This window comes from Streptomyces sp. NPDC002825 (assembly GCF_040295385.1).
Classification (GTDB): Bacteria; Actinomycetota; Actinomycetes; order Streptomycetales; family Streptomycetaceae; genus Streptomyces.
This window is the reverse complement of the sequence record NZ_JBEOVH010000072.1, coordinates 1-4,959: the sequence shown is the minus strand read 5'-3', so window position 1 is coordinate 4,959 and position 4,959 is coordinate 1. Positions and strand designations below refer to the sequence as shown.

Sequence of the window (4,959 nt, the reverse complement as noted above, 5' to 3'; positions counted from 1 at the left end):
GAGAACTCGGGCCTCCCCTTCGTCATCGCCCTCAACGGCTTCGACGGCAACCAGCCGTACCAGCCCGAAGAGGTCCGCGAGGCGCTCCAGATCGGTCCCGACACCCCCATCATCACCACCGACGCCCGCCACCGCGCGGACGCCAAGAGCGCGCTCATCACGCTCGTCGAGCACGCCCTCATGGCGCGGCTCAAGTAGGGGACGGGGCTGGGCGGTTGTCATATGCCGCTGCCAGGGGCGGTCTGTGTCCTTCGACACGGCCGCCCGCGCGTTCATAACATTTCGACAGAGAATTGGGACGGCTCGGACACCCGACGCATCCGATCGGTGTCACTGCGCTCAACTGAGCCCCGCCATTTGGCGGGGCTCGCTCTTTATGCCCGTTTTATACGAGGCCTGGACCACTGAAAGCGTCCGCTTCCCACTGTTTGGAACGGACCCCCTTCACGTGCTGCAATTCATGAACTCCCGAGTAGTACGGCCCTGAACGAAACACCGGCACAACGTAGGTGCCGACGCCGAGAGGTTGTTGGTCGAGTGAGGCGAAGCAAGGAAAGCTCCGCGGAGCAGGAGACGCGGGGCAACTTCACGCCGCCGTCGCGTACGGCGGTGTCGCCCGCGGACGTGCCCGTGACGCCGGTCCCCACCGAGGCGCCCAAGGGAAGCTCCAGCAAGCTGTCGCCCCGCAACTGGCGGGTGCCCACCCGACTGAACGCGATCCTCTGCATACCCGTGCTCGTCGGCCTCGTCATGGGCAGCTTCCAGGTCAAGGCGGCGATCGACACCTGGCAGGAGGCGCAGGACGCCGAGAAGACGGCGCTCATCGTGCGCGCCGCCTCGGAGTACAGCACCGCCCTGCTCAACGAGCGTGACCTCACCGCCGGACCGCTGCTGAGCGGGAAGGGCCGGGAGAGCGACGAGGTGAAGCAGGCGTACGCCTCCACCGACGCCGCCAAGGCGAAGTTCGACGAGGCCGTCAAGAACATGCCCTCGGGCCAGGGCCTGGAGCGCCGTCTGCGGCTCTTCCAGGACGAGGAGCCCAAGCTGGAGAACCTGCGCAAGGCGGCGTACAGCGAGGGCCTGGACCCGGTGAACACGCAGCTCCAGTACACCGGCGTGCAGCACTACCTGATGGAGTTCTCCAACGAGCTCGGCCTGGGCACCGGCAACATCACCAGCTACGGCCGCACCGTCTACGCGATCCAGCTCTCGAAGGGCGCGGAGTCCCTCCAGCGCTCCATCGGCACCCAGCTGCTGGTCCGCCCCAGCCAGAAGGACGCCGTCTTCGCGCAGCAGTCCGTGGCGTTCAACTCGTACAACTACCTGGAGCAGATCGCCCTCGGCGAGTTCAACTCCGGCGGTCTGCCCGAGGACGTCGACCTCCTCAAGAAGGTCATGGCCGGCAAGGCCGCCGACGGCGAGAAGAAGATGTCCGCCGCCGGCATCGAGCTCCCCAAGGGCAAGGACGGCTCCGTCTACTCCGGTGTCGCCTCCCGGATCGGCACCGCCAAGGGCGCCGAGGGCATCGCGGCCCTGAAGGCCGACAAGATCACGCCCCAGACCTGGATGGCCGTCGCCACCGCCAAGTTCGACGGCTACAGCGAGGTCGAGAAGACCCTCGTCGACAAGGCCGTGACCGAGGCCGCCGACATCTCCGACGAGGCCAAGCGGGACGCCTGGGTCAACGGCGGCATCGTCGTCGTCGCCCTGCTCGCCGCCTTCATCCTGGCCGGGATGATGGCCCGCCAGATGAGCCGCTCGATGCGCCAGCTGCGGACCGCCGCCTTCGGCATCGCCGAGCAGCGCCTGCCGATGCTGGTCGACCAGCTCTCCCGTACGGAGCCGGGCCGGGTCGACACCCGCGTCCAGCCCATCCCGATCGACTCGCGGGACGAGATCGGCGAGGTCGCCCGCGCCTTCGACCAGGTCCACCGCGAGGCCGTCCGGCTCGCCGCCGAGCAGGCCATGCTCCGCGGCAACGTCAACGCGATCTTCACCAACCTCTCGCGCCGCAACCAGTCGCTGATCGAGGGCCAGCTGACCCTCATCACCGACCTGGAGAACAACGAGGCCGACCCGGACCAGCTGGAGAACCTCTTCCGCCTGGACCACCTGGCCACCCGTATGCGCCGCAACGGCGAGAACCTCCTCGTCCTCGCCGGCGAGGAGCCCGGCCGCCGCTGGGACCAGCCGGTCCCGCTGGTCGACGTCATGCGCGCCGCCTCCTCCGAGGTGGAGCAGTACGAGCGCATCGAGCTCGCCGGCGTGCCGGAGGCCGAGATCCACGGCCAGGCCGTGACCGACCTCGTGCACCTGCTCGCCGAGCTCCTGGAGAACGCCACCACGTTCTCCTCCCCGCAGACCAAGGTCCGCGTCACCGCGACCCGTCTCCCCGACGGCCGCGTCATGGTCGAGATCCACGACAAGGGCATCGGCCTCACCGCCGAGGACTTCGCGGACATCAACCACAAGCTGGCGAACCCGCCGACCGTCGACGTCGCCGTCTCGCAGCGCATGGGCCTCTTCGTGGTCGGCCGGCTCGCCGACCGGCACGGCATCCGGGTCCAGCTCCGCCCCTCGGGCGAGCAGGCCGGGACGACCTCGCTGGTCATGCTGCCGGACGCGATCACGCACGGCGGTGGCGGCGAGCAGCCGGTCCACGACGACTTCACCGTCTCGCAGATCATTCCGCAGCAGCAGCAGCCGAACGCCTTCGAGGGCGGCGCCCCGCAGCCGATGCTCACCGCTGCCGACCTCGGCTTCGACGACTCGCGCTACGAGCAGCCGGCCGAGGACGAGCGTCAGCTGGACCCGGTCAACCGCTCGCTGCAGCGCGAGGAGCGGCGTGCCGCCCTCGAGGCGCAGGCGCAGGGCGGTGACCGTCCGCTCTTCCGCGACGAGGCGGAGCCGGCGGAGCAGTACGGCCTGGCCCAGGAGTACGACCAGGGCCAGGAGTACGGGCAGCAGCAGGCCCAGGAGTACCCGGCGGAGCAGTACCCGGCGCAGGAGTACGCGCAGCCCCAGCAGGCGCAGGAGTACGGCCAGGAGTACGCGGCCGACTACCCGCAGCAGGACGGCTACGGCTACCCCCAGCAGGGCTACGAGGCGTACCCGCAGCAGGGCTATGCGGAAGGCTCGTACGAGACGCCGGGAACCGAACACCAGCAGTACGGCAATGCGTTCGATCCCCAGCCCCACCAGGCAGAGTGGCCGGATCAGAACGCTTACCAGGGTGGCTACGGACAGGATTTCGGAGCGGAATCGGAATCTGCTCCGAGCGCTCCCGAACAGGCCCCCGACCGCGTAGGCTTCGACCGTCCGGGTCCGACCGCGAGTCCCGCCCCGGACGCCGGACACGCGCTGACCGACGCCGGTCTGCCGCGCCGCGGCAGCGTCGCCCCGCAGACGCAGCAGGTGCCGCAGCAGGCGCCGCAGCAGCCGAAGCCCGCGCAGCCGGTGCAGCAGCAGGACACGGCCGAAGGCTCCGACGAATGGCGCTCGACCAACGACGAGCGCTGGCAGCGGGCCGGGAAGCTCAAGGACCCCAAGGCGGGCGGGGTCACCTCGTCCGGTCTCCCCCGGCGGGTCCCGAAGGCCAACCTGGTCGAGGGCACGGCAGAGCAGACCCCGCAGGGCGGCCCCCAGGTCTCCCGCGCACCCGAGGACGTGCGGGGCAGGTTGAGCAACCTGCGCCGGGGCGTCCAGCAGGGACGCAACGCGGGAACGGACACGAACGGATCGGGCCTCGGCCCGGGCAGTACCTACAACCAGGAGCGTTAGTGTGAGCATGAGCCAGGCGGCGCAGAATCTGAACTGGTTGATCACCAACTTCGTGGACAACACCCCCGGGGTGTCGCACACGGTGGTGGTCTCCGCCGACGGACTCCTGCTGGCGATGTCCGAGGGTTTCCCCCGTGACCGCGCCGACCAGCTGGCGGCCGTCGCCTCCGGACTGACCTCGCTGACCGCGGGCGCGTCCCGGATCTTCGAGGGCGGTGCGGTCAACCAGACCGTGGTGGAGATGGAGCGCGGCTTCCTCTTCATCATGTCGATCTCGGACGGCTCCTCGCTGGCCGTCCTCGCCCACCCGGAGGCCGACATCGGTCTCGTGGGCTACGAGATGGCCCTGCTCGTGGATCGCGCGGGCACGGTTCTGACCCCCGACCTCCGGGCGGAACTTCAGGGAAGTCTGCTCAACTAACAGACAGACAGTGCGTTTCGTGCCACCGCACCGTAGGGTGCGGTGGCGCGGGTCCAAGGGACATGGACCGCGAGGCAGTCGGAGGAGGAGACGTGGGTACACCCCCGGGCGCGAGCCCTTACAACGGTTATGACGCGCACCAGACGCCGCTGGGCGACACCGCGCAGAACCGGTTCAACTTTCCCTCCGCCCCGAGCAGACAGGGCGTCCCGCAGCCCTACGCGCAGCCTCAGGTCCCGTCGACGGCCGCGGGTTCGCCGGCCGCCCCGCGCGGCGGGTCCGCCGCGGGCGGTTCCGGCGGGCACAACCCGCTGGTGCGTCCGTACGCGATGACCGGCGGCCGGACCCGGCCGCGCTACCAGCTCGCCATCGAGGCACTGGTCAGTACGACGGCCGATCCCGCGCGGCTGCAGGGGCAGTTGCCCGAGCACCAGCGGATCTGCCGGCTCTGCTTCGAGATCAAGTCGGTCGCGGAGATCTCGGCACTTCTCTCCATTCCCCTCGGCGTCGCCCGAATCCTCGTCGCCGACCTGGCCGAGGCCGGACTTGTCGCCATCCACCAGCCCGGCGGCGACGAGGCCGCCGGCGGTCAGCCAGACGTGACACTGCTCGAAAGGGTGCTCAGTGGACTTCGCAAGCTCTAGCGGCGGCGCGGCCCGTTCAACCACCAGCGCGAAGATCGTGGTGGCGGGTGGCTTCGGCGTGGGCAAGACCACGTTCGTCGGCGCCGTCTCGGAGATCAACCCGCTGCGTACCGA

General features: G+C 69.7%; 3 protein-coding genes and 2 pseudogenes. All 5 read left to right on the top strand.

Features of this window, described 5'->3' with window-relative positions; genetic code table 11:
- Nucleotides 1–198, top strand: a pseudogene (locus tag ABT041_RS38870) (ATP-binding protein); the annotation flags it as partial.
- 339 nt (nt 199–537) lie between these two features.
- Nucleotides 538–3,780 carry a sensor histidine kinase gene (locus ABT041_RS38865; protein WP_351193864.1) on the top strand — a complete coding sequence of 1,081 codons (3,243 nt, stop codon included), beginning with the start codon at nt 538–540 and terminating at the stop codon, nt 3,778–3,780.
- Between the two features lie 7 nt (nt 3,781–3,787).
- On the top strand, nt 3,788–4,201 hold the full coding sequence (locus tag ABT041_RS38860) for a roadblock/LC7 domain-containing protein (protein ID WP_026057603.1): 414 nt from the start codon (nt 3,788–3,790) through the stop codon (nt 4,199–4,201).
- A 92-nt stretch (nt 4,202–4,293) separates the two neighbouring features.
- Entirely contained in the window at nt 4,294–4,845 is a 552-nt protein-coding gene (locus ABT041_RS38855) for a DUF742 domain-containing protein (RefSeq protein WP_351193861.1), read from the top strand.
- Nucleotides 4,826–4,959, top strand: a pseudogene (locus ABT041_RS38850) (ATP-binding protein); the annotation flags it as partial. The gene ABT041_RS38855 and the pseudogene ABT041_RS38850, both read left to right, overlap by 20 nt.

Coding starts and splice junctions, on each gene's coding strand:
- ABT041_RS38860 (WP_026057603.1), top strand. CDS start 3,788: ATGAGCCAGGCGGCGCAGAATCTGAACTGGTTGATCACCAACTTCGTG.